Raw genomic sequence first — 14077 nt, 5'->3', positions numbered from 1 at the left:
AAAGTGGTAACGCCAGTGCCAGTGATTGCCATTGATGGGCCCAGTGGGTCTGGAAAAGGTACGATCAGCCAAATGCTTGCGGCCAGGCTTGGTTACCATTATCTGGACAGTGGCGCCCTGTACAGGTTGTTGTCTGTTGCCGCGAAACGGCATGGCGTTTCACTGGATAATCGCGACAGCCTGTCGGTATTGGCTGCCCATATGGACATCAGTTTCCGAACAAATGAAGATGGCAGTCTAGCAAAAGTATTACTGGAAGGTGAAAACGTTTCCAGCTTGATACGTTCGGAAGGTGTTGGATCTGATGCATCCCTGGTGGCAGCTTATCCGGAGGTTCGCTCTGCGTTGCTGGAACGGCAAAAAGCATTTGCCAGGCCTCCCGGTCTGGTTGCCGACGGGCGAGATATGGGTACGGTTGTATTCCCGGATGCTACTCATAAGATCTTCCTCACAGCCAGCGCTGAAGAACGGGCCGAGAGGCGCTATAAGCAGTTGATTGATAAGGGAGAAAGTGTTAGCCTTGCCGCCCTCGTGGAACAGGTCAGAGCGAGAGATGAGCGGGATTCCACTCGCCAGGTTTCTCCGTTGATTCCGGCTGATGATGCAATTGTGCTGGACAGTTCTGATCTTTCCATTGATGAGGTATTTGAAAAAGTGCTCGAAATAGTGGCTTGAAATTTTAACATTGCCTGAATCAGGCGTTTGCTTAAAAAGCCCTTTGAGTTGTGAACGGAAGGCTGTCGGGCGTTAGCCAGAAATACGCCAGTCAGTCTTAATATGAATAGCCCACGTTACTGGCAGCGTGGTTAAGAGTCGGGGCTGAGGCTTTTACGGTGATGCTGAGGACTCGTTTTTACAGGTAATAATCCAATGAGCGAAAGTTTCGCAGATCTATTTGAAGAAAGTTTAAAAAGCGTTGAAATGACCCCCGGTGCGATCGTAACCGGTGTGGTAATTGATATTGATAAAGACTGGGTAACGGTTCATGCCGGGCTTAAATCCGAAGGTGTGATTCCCGTTAACCAGTTTTTGGATGCCAATGGCGAACTGAGCCTGCAGCCGGGTGACGAAGTTCAGGTTGCCCTGGAGTCGGTTGAAGACGGATTTGGTGCCACCCGCCTGTCTCGCGAGAAAGCGCGTCGTGCAGAATCCTGGATTGAGCTGGAAACTGCCCATAATGAAGATAAAGTGGTCACGGGTGTTATTAGCGGCAAAGTGAAAGGCGGCTTCACTGTTGATCTGAACGGTCTGCGTGCATTCCTGCCCGGTTCACTGGTTGATGTGCGTCCAATACGTGACACGGCACACCTCGAAGACAAACCACTTGAATTCAAAGTGATTAAGCTGGATCAAAAACGCAATAATCTTGTTGTTTCCCGCCGCGCGGTGATGGAACAGTCCAATAGTGCCGAGCGCGAAGAGCTACTGGCTAATCTGGATGAAGGTGTGGAGCTGAAAGGTATTGTCAAGAACCTGACAGATTACGGTGCCTTCGTTGATCTGGGCGGAATCGATGGCCTGCTGCATATTACCGATATGTCATGGAAGCGTATCAAGCATCCGAGTGAAATTGTAAATGTCGGTGATGAAATTGACGTTAAAGTGTTGAAATTCGATAGAGAGCGCAATCGTGTATCTCTGGGCATGAAGCAGACCGGCGAAGACCCCTGGGGCGATATTACCAATCGTTATCCGGAAGGGGCACGTGTAAAAGCCAAAGTGACCAACTTGACCGACTATGGTTGTTTTGCCGAGCTGGAAGATGGTGTTGAAGGTCTGGTGCATGTTTCAGAAATGGATTGGACTAACAAGAATATCCATCCGTCCAAGGTTGTTCAGCTTGGTGACGAAGTAGAAGTGATGATTCTCGATATTGATCAGGAACGTCGCCGTATTTCTCTGGGTATCAAGCAGTGCCATACCAACCCGTGGGATGATTTTGCAGCCAAGCACAATAAAGGCGACAAGATCTCCGGCAGCATCAAGTCAATTACCGATTTTGGTATTTTCATTGGTCTTGATGGCGGTATTGATGGTTTGGTTCATATGTCTGATATTTCCTGGAATGAGGCAGGTGAAGAAGCTGTTCATGAATTCAAGAAAGGCGACGAAGTTGAAACCGTTATCTTGGCAGTCGATTCAGAGAGAGAACGTATTTCTCTCGGTATCAAACAATTGGCAGATGACCCTGTATCCAGCTTCCTTTCGGCTAATGATCGCGGCTCTATTGTTACCGGCACTGTGAAAGAAGTTGATGCGAAAGCTGCGGTTATCACGCTTGCTGAAGATGTTGAAGGACAACTGAAAGCATCTGAGCTTTCGAGGGATCGTGTTGAAGATGCGCGCAACGTCCTCAGTGTTGGCGATGAAGTGGAAGCGAAAATCGTCAATATTGATCGCAAAAATCGTGTGATTAATCTTTCTGTTAAAGCAAAAGACTTTGATGAAGAGAAAGACGCCATTCGCGAGCATCAGAAGTCTGAAACAGAGAATGCTGCTCCAGCGACAATTGGTGATCTGATTAAAGCGCAAATGGAAAGCAAAGACTGAAGTCTGGTAAACGTCGGGGCAGCTGTGCTGCCCCGGCTTCAGAATTAAGGCAGAATAATAATATGACCAAGTCCGAATTAATTGAACGTCTGGTGACGAAGCAGGAGCAACTGCCTCCACGCGATGTAGAACTGGCGGTGAAGATGGTGCTTGAAAAAATGACTCATTCGCTGGTGAATAATTCGCGGATTGAAATCCGGGGCTTTGGCAGTTTTTCCCTGCATTTTCGTGCACCCAGGATTGGTCGTAACCCGAAAACCGGTGCTTCTGTCGAGTTGTCAGGTAAATATGTTCCCTACTTCAAGCCGGGCAAGGATCTACGGGATCGGGTCAACTTGAGCCTGAATAGCGAAAGCTAATCTGTCCGGCTTTGGTTACAATGAAAGGCAAGATGAAAATCTTGCTTTTTTTTTGGATTTTTTTTGTAGACTATCCATATGAAATCTTGGCCGGGTGAAGGGTGATGGGAAAACTGAAGCTGTTGTGGTGGATTGTAATCGGTGTTATGGCTATTGTAATTGGGGTTTGGGTCGTGGTGGACAACCCTGAGCCTGTCATGGTTCGGCTGGCAGGATTTAAGCTGCAGGAACTGCCCACAGGATTATGGATACTGTTGGCCTTTACGGTCGGTTGTCTGTTTGGCTTACTCTGTGGCTGGCCACAGCTTCTGAGGCAAAAGAAGCAGTTGAACAGTCTTCGGCGGCAATTGCGCAAAGCGGGCCTGTAGCGCGAGCGGTTTCCGACACAGTTTTTCTGAAAGGCAGATCTATGGAGATACTCTATCTTCTGGCAGCTTTAGTAGCGCTGGCTTTGGCCTGGTATCTGGGGCGTCGTAGCTGCAAAGATCATCAGCAGTCAGGTTTACCTGCCAACTATGCTGCGGGTATCAATCTTGCGATAGACCAGCAACCGGACGAAGCACTGGAAACATTTATCAGCTCGGTCGGCGTCAATGCAGATACGCTGGAAACACATTTTGCCATCGGCCAGTTAATGCGACAGCGAGGTGAGGTTGAGCGGGCAATTAAAGTTCACCAGAATCTGCTTTCCAGAACGGTACTGACTCAACAGCAACTGCAGCAGGCTCAATTGGAGCTGGCGAAGGATTTTCTGAAAGCAGGTTTACTGGACAGGGCAGAACGACTGTTACTGGAACTGGTTGAGAGTGACGGGCACTTTAGTTATGAAGCTGCCAGGCATCTCATGGAGCTTTATCAGGACGAGCATGAGTGGGAGAAGGCTATCAGGGCTGCCAGTTATTGCCGTCAGGGACTTTTTCCTGCCAGCCGGGACCGGCTTTCTGTGGAGCTTTGCCAGTTTTATTGTGAACAGGCATTTGAAGCCATGGGTAGGCAGGATTGGGATAAAGCGGTTATACCGCTAAAACAGGCAAAAAAAATCAGACGAAATTCTGTGAGAGTCAGCTTGCTTACTGGCAAGCTGTCCGAAAAAGGTGGCCGTTATGCCGAGGCGATTGAACACTACGCCCGAATTCCTGATCAGGATAGGGCCATGCTGCCGGAGGCTCTGGATTCTTTGGCCCGGTGTTACGAGCAACTCGACAGGCAAGCTGATTTTGTCGAGTTGTTGGGGGACTGGCTGATCAGGTTTCGTGACCCTCGTGTTTTGAGCTATCTGGCCCCGAGGGCATCTGCCGATTTTCAAGTCGATTTCAAGGAAATGATAGCCGACTTTCTTGAGCAGTGCCCCTCCGCAATGGGCATCCGGGCTCTGTTGGATATTGATGCCAAAACGGACGACACGGATAATGATACTTACCGCCGCCTGCAGGAGCAGTTGAAAATGATCAAGTCCGCTGTCGACAAACTGATAGAAGAGACGCCAGGGTATCACTGCGACAAATGCGGATTCACTGGTGAGCAGCTTCACTGGTTGTGTCCCCAGTGCAGAAGCTGGGAGACGGTGAAACCGACACAGGCATTTTAGGTTATTTTGCTGGTTGAGCAGGGACCGGATGGTTTCAGAATGTAGCTTTTCGGTGCGGTTGGCGGTCTTCGATCGATGAATATTTTTAGAAAATCATAAAGAGAAACTCAATGCACAAGATATCAGTGGGCGAAAGCCGTGTCATTGTCGCCCTGGATTATTCATCCAGTAGAGAGGCGGAAGCGTTTGTGGACAGTGTTAGTCCCGATACCTGCAAATTAAAGGTGGGTAAGGAGCTTTTTACCCTGGCTGGGCCTGCTTTTGTCGATAGATTGGTCAAGCGCGGGTTTGATGTTTTTCTGGATCTTAAATTTCATGATATTCCCAATACGGTTGCCATGGCGGTTGCCGCCGCTGCAGATCTTGGTGTGTGGATGACAGACCTACATGCCTCGGGGGGGCGCAGAATGATGGAGGCCTCAAGAGAGGTTCTGGCCCAGCGTAACAGTGATATGTTACTGATCGCGGTGACAGTGCTGACAAGCATGCAACAAAGTGACTTGCAGGAGCTGGGTATAGCGGCTTCGCCAGAAGAGCAGGTCATACGCCTGGCTTCTTTGGCAAAGAGTGCCGGAATGGACGGGGTCGTCTCTTCTGCTATGGAAGCCAGTAGCCTCAGGCATCAATTTGGTCAGGACTTTACACTGGTGACTCCGGGTATCCGCCCCCTCTCTGCACAGGCTGACGATCAGAGAAGGGTCGTGACCCCAGCAGAAGCTATTTCCAATGGCAGTAGTTATCTGGTCATCGGTAGACCGATTACTCGTTCTGACAATCCGCTTGAATCACTGCTTGCTATCAATCGCGAAATTCAGCAAGATTAGTCTCACGGTACATGGAGTACCGTTATTTAACATGGAGTGCCTTTGGCACAAGGAGTCAGTTATGACAATGCTAAAATTCTTTAGTAAACCACCTCTGTTTATTCTTCTCGGCGCTTTATTGGCCTGCCAGCTACCAGCTGTCGCGGATACGTCAGGCGTATCCAGTTCCATTTCTAAAGCTGTACAAGCAGCCACCGTGAACATTAACAGTGCGAGTGCTGAGGAGCTGGCCGATACCCTCATCGGGGTAGGCCTGAAACGTGCGGAGGCTATTGTGGCTTACCGAAATACAAATGGTTCCTTTACTTCTGTGGATCAACTGCTGGAAATAAAAGGTATTGGTGAAAAATTGTTGTCAAAAAATCGACATCTGATCGCACTCAAGTAATGCTTTTATATAACTCAGCTTGCCCGCAAGGGCGTCATATGGAAGGCCAGTCACTGACTGGCCTTCTGTGTGTGCCTTTAGTTAAATAGCCTGGTTTAATCAGAAGATAAGCAGAAGCAGGCGTTGAACAGGTATTACTGGAGTGACAGCCCCTCTTCCTGCCAGCGCAGCATACCTCCAGCCACATTCGCCACCCGTTCAAAACCGGCATTTTGTAGTATGCCTACGGCAAGTGCCGAGCGGCGCCCGGATCGACAAAGAGTGACTACCGGTTTTTCTGAAGGTATTTCAGAAATTCTGTCGCGCAAACTGTCCAGAGGAATGAGCTGTGAGCCGACAATAGTACCGTGATCAACGGCAATTTCCTGTTCGTTACGAACATCCAGAATATGCACGGCTTGGCGATTGCGAGCGACCCAGTCCGGCGATATTTCGGAAAACCCTGCAAATGTATTCGTGACCGGAGCCCAGTCAGGTTCAGCAGGTATTTCGCCATTTTCGGGCATTCCACAGCGCATGTTGGCTGGCAGAGCGACAGCCAGATGTTTTGGGTGTGGTAACTGCATGGCGGACATGTAGCCGACAAAGTCATCTTCATTCGCCGAACCGCCCAGGCGGGGATTGTACTGTTTTTCTTCGGCAACGGTACTTGAGGTTCTACCCGCGTAATCGTGACCAGGATAAACGGCACAATCATCTGGCAGGGTGAATATCTGCTCTTTTATGGAGTGATATAACCGGTGTGGGCTACCTTGCTGGAAGTCCGATCGGCCGCAGCCCCGGATAAGCAGAGCGTCGCCGGTAAAAACCATCGTTTGGTCTTCGGTTACAAAGCTGATACAGCCATCTGTGTGTCCGGGGGTTGCTCTGGCTGACAGGCTGCAATGCCCAAACCGAATTTTGTCGCCGTGGATGAGTGCTGTATCGGTGTTCTCGGCACCAATAACTTTAGCGCAGGCAATTTTGCAACCAGTGTGGTGTCGCATTAACCAGGATCCCGTCACGTGGTCTGCATGACAGTGAGTGTCTAGGGTATAGAGCAGTTTTAGGTCAAGCTCATGTATAAGTGCGGTATCTCGTCGGGATTGCTCATAAACCGGGTCGATAATAACGGCTTCGCGCGTAGTTTCATCGGCCAGAAGATAGGTATAAGTTGATGAAGTCTGATCAAAGAGTTGTCTGAATATCATGACTTTTCCTTCGTGTTAAGAGCACTTTGCTTCGGTCAGTATAGGCCGATAATAAAAGATGATGAAGAAGACCTCTGACTTGGCGGTTAACCCGCTTCAAGATGTTGCGTAATGCAGCGCTTCAGATAGCTTTTTGCCCCTTTCGCCTGGGCAAATATCTCGTGGGCTTTATAAAACTCGAGAACGCGTATATTCGAGATTTTCGGTTCGATAAAAATGTCCGGTGAAGAAGTCTTCAGTTTCTCCCGAATGATACTTTTTTGCATGATCTGGAAAGTATTAAAAACGGCTTCCGATAGCGATGGAATTTCCCCGACCGTAGCAGAGCGCTGGCCCAGTACGTCCACAGCGATGGTTAAATCACAGCTTTCAGGCAATAAATCGAAAGGAACCGGGTTAACTGCGCCGCCATCGATTAACACCCGTTCCCCAAGCGTGATCGGTTCGAATAGGCCGGGCATTGACATGCTGGCCCGGATTGCCGGAATTAATGCCCCTCTGGACTGTACCACCTGTTTCCGGCTCCAGAAATCGGTAGCGACAATTTTCAGGGGAATATTCAGTTCCGAAAAGGTCTTCGCGGGTACTGATGAAAACAGATAATTGAGCAGGTTTTCCACTCGGACCAATCCCTTTCCCCGGAACTGCGGTTTAACAAAGTCCATCCATTTGAAGATGTGTTTACGGGTGACAAGGTGTTTCAGGCTTTCATTTTCCTTCAGGCTGAACTCAAGAAATATCTCCCGTAATTCGGCTGCAGTTTTTCCACCGCAGTACATCGCGCCAATGAGTGCGCCAATACTGGTGCCGGTTACATAGCTGGGCCTCAAGCCAAGTTCTTCCAGTGCTTCAAGCATAAGGACATGGCTCACCCCTTTGGCTCCGCCACCGCCCAGCGCCAGACCGATTTTGTGCATACACCATCCTCTTGATTCAAAACCAAGTGTAATGCTGGAAATGGGCAAATAGAACCGGTATTAGACGGAAAAAAGAGTATTGCTCGAGTTGATTTTGTCCGGTAGTTAGGGTTTATTGCTGTTTGATTCCATGAGTGATCGAGATGTCATCCGCTTCAAACAAAATTAAATTAGATGCCAGTTGGCTGGCAGTGCTGGGCGAGGAGTTTGAAAAACCCTACATGCAGCAGTTAAAGGCATTTATCAAGGCTGAAAAAGCCGCAGGTAAGGTGATTTACCCTGCGGCATCTAACTGGTTTGCCGCTTTTGACCAGACACCGTTTGACCGGGTAAAGGTTGTGATATTGGGGCAGGACCCTTATCACGGGCCAGGTCAGGCGCATGGCTTGTGTTTTTCTGTATTAGCGGGTGTTACTGTACCCCCGTCATTGCGGAATATGTATCAGGAGTTGCAGTCTGACACAGGGTTTATCCCTCCCGGGCATGGTTGCCTCAGCCACTGGGCAGAGCAGGGCGTTTTGTTGTTGAACGCAACATTGACGGTAGAACAGGCCAACGCAGGCGCCCATCAGGGCAAAGGTTGGGAGCAATTTACCGACAGGGCCATCCAGGCATTGAATTCAAAACGTGAAAGACTGGTGTTTCTGCTGTGGGGAAGTTATGCCCAAAAGAAGGGCGCCTTTATTGATGTTGACCGGCATTTGGTGCTGAAAGCACCGCACCCTTCGCCGTTGTCTGCCCATCGTGGCTTTTTGGGGTGCAAGCACTTTTCCAAAGCAAACCGGTATTTGCAGGAAACGGGTCAGGTGCCGATTGACTGGCAGTTGCCAGCGTTACCCTGAATTGCGTGTTATTTATGGCAAGCGGCTTTGCTTTGAATCTACTTTCTTGATACCAGTAACACTCCGGCGATAATCAGCAGGGCTCCCATAGCCCTGTGCCAGGATAATTCAATTCTGGGGTAACCCAGCCAGCCATTCTGATCGTAAATCAGAGAAGCGATTATTTGCCCACAGACAATGGATATTGCCAGCGTCAGTGCCCCCAGTCTGGGCGCCAGAATAACGGATAGCGCAATATTGAATGCGCCAAAAGCACCGCCCAGCCAGGCCCACCAGGGTACGTTCGACAAGCTGCCCGGCCTGAACCAGGGGCCACCCTGGAACAATGCAATGCAACCCAGAATAACCGTGCCGATGAGGAACGAAATAAAGGCGGCCTGAACCGGGGAATTGAGTGCCAATCGCAATTGCGAGTTGACGCCTGCCTGGGATGCCAGAGAAAAACCAATTGCCAGGCTGCAGGCCAGTAACAGGTAGGTTGTGGTGGTATTCATTGACGACCTTTGCATGATGTTCTTGTCTTGTCGGGTATTGTAAGCCGTAGCAATTGACAGATCTCGACAGTTTACCGTTTCGTGTATTTTCGGCTCTGGAAAATGGCAGATCGTTCGAGATAGAATTTCAGAGGATAAAAAACCGAAAGCCCAATTCTAATGGCCTTTTTTCGAAGGACACTCCGTCCCGCCTGGTAGCGGTCTGTGTGCCGTCAGCTCCTTATTATGACATCAGAGCCAATCAGGACTCTGTCAGTATGGAGATAGCTGCCAGCGCTTCCGGATCTCTTGCCTTTATTTTATTGGCAATGTGATGCTGGAAAAAATAGCGGAAGTCCGCGCTCCCCCTGGCAGGATATAAACAACAGTCTCCCGGCAATACGGGAGTACTCTCCACTTTGTCATCATCAATCAGCATGCCGTTGATTGTGCCGTTGTGATGCAACTGCCAGCTCACCACTTCTTTCAGCGTCAGGCTGTGGAAGCCATCGTCCGAAAGTACGGCATGAGTACCGATGGTGTCGGGAAGCTCCTGCACAATGTCGTCTTCATATTCGCAATCAACCTCGTAATACTCGGCGGCTGTTTCCAGCTCAAGTATTTTGTGGATGGGAGCATCAAAGAAGATTTCGTCTATGCCTGGATCATAATACCCCTCCCAATGTCCATTCAGCGGGTCCTGAATTTCGGTGCAGGCTGTAATATTATCCAGCCAGGGCACCAAACCCACAATCTCGCCGTCCGCACGCAGCCCCCAGCAAAGCACCTTGATACTGAAGAGCTTGTCCGGATGGGATTCGTTGGAGTAGATCATTTCCAATCCGTCCAGCTCAGGGGCCAGGCGGATGAAACGACGATTGAATGGAGCAGAGTAGGGCTTCCCTGTGAAGAGATCGACCACGTTATCCGTGTTGTGGTCCACAGTTGAGGTAGTCATAATACGCCTCCTCATGGATGGTCGGCTAGGCCGGCTTGCTGCGTAGTGCCTGATCGCAGTCATCACTACATAAGGTACTATCGATTTTGGGAAAGCACAATACCTTGTGTTTAAAAGTTTTTAAATAAATTCGGCTGATCAAAACTGGTCAGCGGGAAACCGTCAGTACAGAAACACACAGGAAGGTTGAGATAATGCCACGATATTTTGCCTATGGCTCCAATATGAATCCTGAGCGGATGGCGGGCAGGGGACTGAAGGTCGTCAATGCAAAGGCTGGTTATCTGGAAGGATTCAAACTGTGTTTTAACAAGCAGTCTCGCTACTGTGCAGAAGAAGCCCGGGCCAATATTGGTTATGATCCGATTGGTCGAGTGGAAGGCGTCGTTTACGAACTGGCTTCTGCCTCTGAAATTTACAAGCTGGACCCTCATGAAGGGACGCCACTCTATTACAGTCGTGAACGCTTTTCGGTGATGACTGAAACCGGTTTGGTGTCAGCCTGGGTTTATGTGGCAAATCCGGCGGTGATCGCTGAACATGTTTTACCGCCGCGCTGGTATCTTGAGCATTTGCTGGCGGGTGTTGACTATTTGTCGGTTAGCTATTTGTCAGCTCTTGAAAAAACAGCCTGTCTGGAGATTTCGGGGAGCGTGGATATTGGATAGTGATCATTACTGTGAACGGCTGGAAAAACTGTTTGCCGGGAACTTTCGCGAGTCACATAACACCATTCTCTGCGGGGGTGCCAGTGAGCCGCTCTACCAGCCAGCGCATAGGAACAATCAGCTTCATGTGCTGTATTACCGCGAAAACTATCCGGCCAGCGCATTGCATGAAATATCGCATTGGTGTCTGGCGGGAGAAGCCCGTCGACTGTTAACGGATTTTGGTTATTGGTATCAGCCGGATGGCCGTACGGATCAGCAGCAAAGGGAGTTTGAACGGGTTGAGGTAAAGCCCCAGGCGCTGGAGTGGATGTTTTCCGAGGCAGCCGGACTGCGCTTTTCGGTCAGTGCTGATAATCTGTCTGGTGGTATTGGCGCCAGTCGACTGTTTGTTGATGCCGTTAGCAAACAGGCTCAGTACTGGTGCGAGAAACCGTTGCCGGCAAGGGCCGACCAGTTCTTGCAAGGTCTGGTTGCTGAATTCAGGGTTTTATCTGCCGATACCATCTTCAATGTGGAACGATATTTGTCGCCGTCCTCAGTTTGTGGTCTGGATGCTTTTGCCGAGGCGGAGGCATGAAAATAGTTGCCGATGAAAACATGCCTTTTGTTGCGGAATTATTTTCTCCGTACGCGGATGTATCACTGTTGTCGGGTCGTGAAATAACAGCACAAGATCTGATCGGCACGGATGTTCTGCTGGTCAGGTCGGTAACGGCTGTGGATGCCAGGTTGCTGGATGGCAGTTCGGTCAGGTTTGTTGGAACCGCGACTATTGGCACGGATCATGTCGATAAGCCGTACTTGCAACGCCGGGGAATCGAGTTTGCCTCTGCGCCCGGATGTAATGCCAACGCTGTGGTGCAATACGTCTTGTCAGCGTTCAGTGCCCTGCAGCAGAACTGGCATCAGTTGAAGGTGGGTATCATTGGATGCGGGAATGTTGGTGGATTGTTATATCATCAGCTAAAACGGTTAGGGGTTAACTGCTGTTGTTTCGACCCTTTTATCAGCCCTGCACAAATCACAGATCTGGTTCCTCTGGAGGAAGTGCTCAGGTGCGATGCTGTTTGTCTGCATACGCCACTCACAGTGGATGGCGATCACCCGACGTTTCATTTATTGAATGAGCAAATGCTTTCAAGGCTAAAGCCGGGCGCTATTTTGTTGAATGCTGGGCGCGGTGCTGTTATTGATAATCGGGCGCTATTAAAACTGCTCCCCTACCATGCCTTGAGGGTAGTGCTGGATGTCTGGGAGTCAGAGCCGGAAATTTCGCTGGCGCTGCTAAATGCTGTTGATCTGGCAACACCGCATATAGCGGGACACAGTGTTAACGGTAAAGTGAAAGGCACCTTGATGTTGAGGGATGCATTCTGTCGTTGGTCAGGTCAGTCGATACAGAAATTTGATTCGCCTGAAATTGTCAGAAAGGTAAAAGCAAGCAGCCTTGGTGAAGCGATTCTGGGTAGCTATGATATTCGTGCGGACGATAAACGGATGCGACAAGCATTGCTGGCAGTTGGTGTTGAGGTGGGAGCGGCATTCGATCAATTGCGAAAAAACTACCCGGAGAGGTGGGAGTTTCAGAATTTTTCCATAAGCCCGGAGGGGAAGGCGGAGTTGTGGAATAAACTGGCAGTACTGGGTTTTGCTCAAACAGGGTAATAACTGTAGAACAGTTTACTTTTCTGTTTGACGGGTGTTTTCGTCGGATTCGATGATATCCGCTTCCTGACAGGCTTCCTGTACCATATCTTCAGTAATGGGAACTTCCTTGCCATCTTCATCAATAATGGCGGCGCCATGGAAGTCCGTGTGTTGATCATTTTCCTGGTTTGTTTCGATACTCATAAGTCTTCTAATTACTGCCGGGTGTATAGGGTATATTAAAGTAAATATTCTGAGTTCAACATAACATGTCATTCTGGCAGACAACAGTCTTGTCAATTCCGAAAGCCTGTTATGGTTTCAGGTGTTGTGCGCTACTTCCCAAAAATGATTGTTTTCGATGTCGTCAGCTGTTGCGTCGCTTCTCCAGGAAATGGGCCAGACCGCCAATAGCTTCTTCAAGATCATCCTTGTTGGGAAGGAATGTAATCCGGAAGTGGTCTGGTGTCGGCCAGTTAAAACCTGTGCCCTGAACCAGTAAAATATGCTCTTCGATAAGCAGGTCGAGAACCAGTTGCTCATCATCGGTAACCGGGTAAACCTCGGGATCCAGCTTGGGAAAAAGGTACAAGGCGCCTTTTGGTTTGACGCAGGAAACACCCGGAATGTCAGTGAGCGCTTTCCAGGCAACGTCTCGCTGATCCCTGAGGCGACCGCCGGGAATAATCAGATCGCCAATGCTCTGGTAACCTCCCAGAGCAGTCTGGATAGCGTACATGGCAGGAACATTGGCGCAAAGACGCATTGAGGCCAGCATTTCGAGCCCCTGTATATAACTGTGAGCGCGGTTTTTTGCACCACTGATAATCAACCAGCCCGACCGGAAACCGGCCAATCTGTAAACCTTGGACAAGCCGTTAAAAGTTACGCAAAGGGTATTTTTTACCAGTGAGCCAAGAGGGATGTGTACGGCATCATCATAAATGATACGGTCATAAATTTCGTCTGCGTAGACAATTAGCCCGTGTTTTTCCGCCAATTCGACGATCTGCTTTAACAAGGACTCGCTGTAAACAGCACCGGTAGGGTTGTTTGGGTTGATAACCACAATGCCTTTGGTTCGGGCTGTGATTTTATCTTCTATATCGGTAATGTCGGGTTGCCAGTCATCATCTTCATCGCAAAGATAGTGCACAGGTTTGCCACCGGCAAGGGTCACTGCGGCCGTCCAGAGGGGGTAGTCCGGTGCGGGAATGAGTATTTCATCACCATTGTTGAGCAGGCCCTGCATAGCCATGACAATCAATTCGCTGACACCATTACCGAGGATGATATCCTCTACTTCAACATCCGGAATGCCCTGTATTTGGCAACGTTGCATAATGGCCTTGCGGGCGCTGTAAATACCTTTGGAGTGGCAATAGCCCTGGGCATTGGCGAGATTATGAATAACGTCGTATAGTATTTCACCGGGCGCATCAAGACCGAAAGGTGCCGGGTTGCCTATATTGAGTTTCATAATACGCTGACCGTCTTCTTCAAGCCGGTTGGCATGATCAAGTACGGGGCCGCGGATGTCATAACAGACATCGTTCAGTTTGTCTGATTTCTGAAAATGTTGCATATGCTGATGACTTAGTCGGGGATTCGAGGTCCAATAGCCAATAAAGCGCAGCATTGTAGCCTAAATTATTGACTTTAGAGAGTGT

The 14077-nt window shown here is 49.4% G+C and carries 17 protein-coding genes; 11 read left to right on the top strand and 6 right to left on the bottom strand.

Annotated features, from left to right (window positions below; translation table 11 throughout):
- Positions 1-3: 3 nt before the first annotated feature.
- The 7 genes from cmk to H7A02_06815 all read left to right on the top strand — a co-directional run bounded on the left by cmk (position 4) and on the right by H7A02_06815 (position 5709).
- Complete coding sequence (gene cmk, locus H7A02_06845) at positions 4-675, top strand: (d)CMP kinase (GenBank protein MCP5171960.1); 672 nt, start codon at positions 4-6, stop codon at positions 673-675.
- Positions 676-870: 195 nt separating this feature from the next.
- The gene (rpsA, locus tag H7A02_06840) at positions 871-2550 is read left to right on the top strand and encodes a 30S ribosomal protein S1 (GenBank protein MCP5171959.1); all 1680 of its coding nucleotides are present in this window, start codon (positions 871-873) and stop codon (positions 2548-2550) included.
- Positions 2551-2612: 62 nt separating this feature from the next.
- Positions 2613-2909, top strand: a complete 297-nt coding sequence (gene ihfB / locus H7A02_06835; protein ID MCP5171958.1) for an integration host factor subunit beta — start codon at positions 2613-2615, stop codon at positions 2907-2909.
- A gap of 104 nt (positions 2910-3013) precedes the next feature.
- Positions 3014-3277: a LapA family protein gene (locus tag H7A02_06830; protein ID MCP5171957.1), complete on the top strand. Its 264-nt coding sequence runs from the start codon at positions 3014-3016 to the stop codon at positions 3275-3277.
- A 41-nt stretch (positions 3278-3318) separates the two neighbouring features.
- The gene (locus H7A02_06825; protein ID MCP5171956.1) at positions 3319-4497 is read left to right on the top strand and encodes a hypothetical protein; all 1179 of its coding nucleotides are present in this window, start codon (positions 3319-3321) and stop codon (positions 4495-4497) included.
- A gap of 125 nt (positions 4498-4622) precedes the next feature.
- Positions 4623-5321, top strand: coding sequence for an orotidine-5'-phosphate decarboxylase (gene pyrF / locus H7A02_06820; GenBank protein ID MCP5171955.1), 699 nt, complete (start codon positions 4623-4625; stop codon positions 5319-5321).
- 67 nt (positions 5322-5388) lie between these two features.
- Positions 5389-5709: a helix-hairpin-helix domain-containing protein gene (locus H7A02_06815; protein ID MCP5171954.1), complete on the top strand. Its 321-nt coding sequence runs from the start codon at positions 5389-5391 to the stop codon at positions 5707-5709.
- Positions 5710-5843: 134 nt separating this feature from the next.
- On the opposite strand, the gene H7A02_06810 is transcribed toward H7A02_06815, so the two are convergent.
- Positions 5844-6899, bottom strand: coding sequence for an MBL fold metallo-hydrolase (locus tag H7A02_06810; protein ID MCP5171953.1), 1056 nt, complete (start codon positions 6897-6899; stop codon positions 5844-5846).
- Between the two features lie 86 nt (positions 6900-6985).
- A complete protein-coding gene (locus H7A02_06805) occupies positions 6986-7816 on the bottom strand; it encodes a patatin-like phospholipase family protein (GenBank protein MCP5171952.1) in 831 nt (276 codons plus the stop codon).
- Between the two features lie 143 nt (positions 7817-7959).
- On the opposite strand from H7A02_06805, the gene ung reads away from it, so the two are divergent.
- Positions 7960-8658 (top strand): uracil-DNA glycosylase, encoded by a 699-nt coding sequence (gene ung, locus H7A02_06800; protein MCP5171951.1) that lies wholly within the window; start codon positions 7960-7962, stop codon positions 8656-8658.
- Positions 8659-8696: 38 nt separating this feature from the next.
- On the opposite strand, the gene H7A02_06795 is transcribed toward ung, so the two are convergent.
- Together H7A02_06795 and H7A02_06790 are read right to left on the bottom strand one after the other, a co-directional pair.
- Complete coding sequence (locus tag H7A02_06795; GenBank protein MCP5171950.1) at positions 8697-9152, bottom strand: DMT family transporter; 456 nt, start codon at positions 9150-9152, stop codon at positions 8697-8699.
- Between the two features lie 241 nt (positions 9153-9393).
- Positions 9394-10089: a hypothetical protein gene (locus H7A02_06790; GenBank protein MCP5171949.1), complete on the bottom strand. Its 696-nt coding sequence runs from the start codon at positions 10087-10089 to the stop codon at positions 9394-9396.
- Between the two features lie 194 nt (positions 10090-10283).
- On the opposite strand from H7A02_06790, the gene H7A02_06785 reads away from it, so the two are divergent.
- Genes H7A02_06785 through H7A02_06775 form a run of 3 tightly spaced genes read left to right on the top strand, consistent with a single transcriptional unit; the run spans position 10284 to position 12425 of the window.
- On the top strand, positions 10284-10757 hold the full coding sequence (locus H7A02_06785) for a gamma-glutamylcyclotransferase (protein MCP5171948.1): 474 nt from the start codon (positions 10284-10286) through the stop codon (positions 10755-10757).
- Entirely contained in the window at positions 10750-11337 is a 588-nt protein-coding gene (locus tag H7A02_06780) for an elongation factor P hydroxylase (protein ID MCP5171947.1), read from the top strand. The genes H7A02_06785 and H7A02_06780 overlap by 8 nt, the downstream gene beginning before the upstream one ends.
- The gene (locus tag H7A02_06775; GenBank protein MCP5171946.1) at positions 11334-12425 is read left to right on the top strand and encodes a 4-phosphoerythronate dehydrogenase; all 1092 of its coding nucleotides are present in this window, start codon (positions 11334-11336) and stop codon (positions 12423-12425) included. The genes H7A02_06780 and H7A02_06775 overlap by 4 nt, the downstream gene beginning before the upstream one ends.
- Positions 12426-12440: 15 nt before the next feature.
- Here the strand turns inward: H7A02_06775 and H7A02_06770 are convergent, their stop codons facing one another.
- Positions 12441-12611, bottom strand: coding sequence for a hypothetical protein (locus H7A02_06770; GenBank protein MCP5171945.1), 171 nt, complete (start codon positions 12609-12611; stop codon positions 12441-12443).
- 163 nt (positions 12612-12774) lie between these two features.
- Positions 12775-13992: a pyridoxal phosphate-dependent aminotransferase gene (locus H7A02_06765; GenBank protein ID MCP5171944.1), complete on the bottom strand. Its 1218-nt coding sequence runs from the start codon at positions 13990-13992 to the stop codon at positions 12775-12777.
- Between the last annotated feature and the right edge of the window lie 85 nt (positions 13993-14077).

The organism is Pseudomonadales bacterium (assembly GCA_024234435.1).
Taxonomy (GTDB): domain Bacteria; phylum Pseudomonadota; class Gammaproteobacteria; order Pseudomonadales; family Porticoccaceae; genus JACKOF01.
The sequence above is the reverse complement of the archived record's forward strand: the minus strand, read 5'-3'. Positions and strand labels throughout refer to the sequence as shown.

Excerpts from the sequence above, each read along its gene's own strand:
- rpsA (MCP5171959.1), top strand. The coding sequence starts at position 871 with ATGAGCGAAAGTTTCGCAGATCTATTTGAAGAAAGTTTAAAAAGCGTT.
- ihfB (MCP5171958.1), top strand. The coding sequence starts at position 2,613 with ATGACCAAGTCCGAATTAATTGAACGTCTGGTGACGAAGCAGGAGCAA.
- H7A02_06830 (MCP5171957.1), top strand. The coding sequence starts at position 3,014 with ATGGGAAAACTGAAGCTGTTGTGGTGGATTGTAATCGGTGTTATGGCT.
- H7A02_06825 (MCP5171956.1), top strand. The coding sequence starts at position 3,319 with ATGGAGATACTCTATCTTCTGGCAGCTTTAGTAGCGCTGGCTTTGGCC.
- H7A02_06815 (MCP5171954.1), top strand. The coding sequence starts at position 5,389 with ATGCTAAAATTCTTTAGTAAACCACCTCTGTTTATTCTTCTCGGCGCT.
- H7A02_06810 (MCP5171953.1), bottom strand. The coding sequence starts at position 6,899 with ATGATATTCAGACAACTCTTTGATCAGACTTCATCAACTTATACCTAT.
- H7A02_06805 (MCP5171952.1), bottom strand. The coding sequence starts at position 7,816 with ATGCACAAAATCGGTCTGGCGCTGGGCGGTGGCGGAGCCAAAGGGGTG.
- ung (MCP5171951.1), top strand. The coding sequence starts at position 7,960 with ATGTCATCCGCTTCAAACAAAATTAAATTAGATGCCAGTTGGCTGGCA.
- H7A02_06795 (MCP5171950.1), bottom strand. The coding sequence starts at position 9,152 with ATGAATACCACCACAACCTACCTGTTACTGGCCTGCAGCCTGGCAATT.
- H7A02_06790 (MCP5171949.1), bottom strand. The coding sequence starts at position 10,089 with ATGACTACCTCAACTGTGGACCACAACACGGATAACGTGGTCGATCTC.
- H7A02_06785 (MCP5171948.1), top strand. The coding sequence starts at position 10,284 with ATGCCACGATATTTTGCCTATGGCTCCAATATGAATCCTGAGCGGATG.
- H7A02_06775 (MCP5171946.1), top strand. The coding sequence starts at position 11,334 with ATGAAAATAGTTGCCGATGAAAACATGCCTTTTGTTGCGGAATTATTT.
- H7A02_06770 (MCP5171945.1), bottom strand. The coding sequence starts at position 12,611 with ATGAGTATCGAAACAAACCAGGAAAATGATCAACACACGGACTTCCAT.
- H7A02_06765 (MCP5171944.1), bottom strand. The coding sequence starts at position 13,992 with ATGCAACATTTTCAGAAATCAGACAAACTGAACGATGTCTGTTATGAC.